Below are 1,425 nucleotides of genomic sequence, written 5' to 3' on the forward strand. Positions count from 1 at the left end.
ACCTACGCATTCGCCTATGACAGCTTCGCCCGTCTGACGGATACCAGGCATTACGAAGCCGGAGCCCTCACGGACCGTTTCGCGGAAAAGGGACTGACATACGATGCGAACGGAAACCTCCGGACCTTGATGCGGACCGGGAACGGACTGACATTGAACGATCTCGAATATTCCTACACGGGAAACCGCATCGCCTCGATAGCCGATGCAGGAGCGGTGTACGATTACGGCTACGATGCGAACGGAAACATGACGCACGATGGGGCCAACGATCTCGACATTACATATAATTGTCTGAATATGACACAAAAAGTCGAGAAAAAAGGGACTTTATCCGCAAATTATTCGTACCTTGCAGACAGCACGAAACTTTCGGCGACGGAGCCAGGCGGCGACGGACTCTATTATTCGGGTTCTTTGGTATATGGGAAACGTGACGGAAAACTATCGCTCGAAAGCGCGGGGTTCAACGGAGGCCGGTTCGTCGTGACATCGAACGGTATCCAAACGTTCGGCCTGCGATGGGAAGATGCCGAAGCCCTTATTTCCGACAATCGCTACCGATACAACGGAAAGGAGGAACAGGTATTCGTCGGCATACCGTACGTCGATTTCGGATTCCGGATGATCGACCCTGAATTCAGAATCGGATGGAACACGGCCGACCCGAAAAGCGAAAAGTATTCGGGAAGTTCGCCCTACATATATTGCGGAAACGATCCGATAGGAAATATTGATCCGGATGGATCCGTGTACGACAAATATTATAATTCGTTGGGATACCTGATGTATGATACCGGAAAAGGCGATAAAACCTACGTAATCAGAGCTGCTGGGTATGAACATGACTTTCGGGTAAACTCAATTTCGGAACAAGCGGCAATCGACACGGAAAATGCGATCCGACAAGGGAATCTGTCCGGACCGCACATGCAGAATATCATGGAAATAGAGTCCGTCCCCACGCTCAAGAAAATGAGAAACACCATAAAAGACGATGGCACCGGAGGCGATTCGGACAATAACAACAGGGAATACGGAGGGATCGTGAATCATGAAGGACAGATTGCAAATGTTTCTCAAGGCGAAGTCAGAGAGTCCGGAAAGCACGCGTCGGTGTCGATCAATCCGAAAGGAGCAAGAAGTGTCTATCACAGCCACCCGAGCGGATCGAAAAACCTCGGCCCATTAAAAGGGTCCAGCCGGTTCCCGAGCCAGCAAGATCATAAATCAATAGGAACTGCAACCGGATATTTATTTCAAATGAGAACAAAAGAAATAATCGTATTCGACAACAAGAAAATAGAAGCAATCGTATCTTTCAGTATCTTAGAAGACTTGTACAAATAATATGAAACGGTTTATATTTTGGAGCACGGTACTCCTCGCTTTGTCCGGCACAATGATGGGAATGGCACAGGAAAA

At 48.5% G+C, this 1,425-nt stretch carries 1 protein-coding gene; it reads left to right on the forward strand.

Translation table 11 applies throughout. The features are described 5' to 3' along the window. Positions 1–1,350, forward strand: a 1,350-nt coding sequence (locus KB554_RS13195; RefSeq protein WP_277927726.1) for an RHS repeat-associated core domain-containing protein, incomplete at its 5' end; no start/stop codon positions are given. Between the last annotated feature and the right edge of the window lie 75 nt (positions 1,351–1,425).

It is taken from the genome of Alistipes sp. Marseille-P2263, assembly GCF_018101075.1.
Taxonomy (GTDB): domain Bacteria; phylum Bacteroidota; class Bacteroidia; order Bacteroidales; family Rikenellaceae; genus Alistipes; species Alistipes dispar.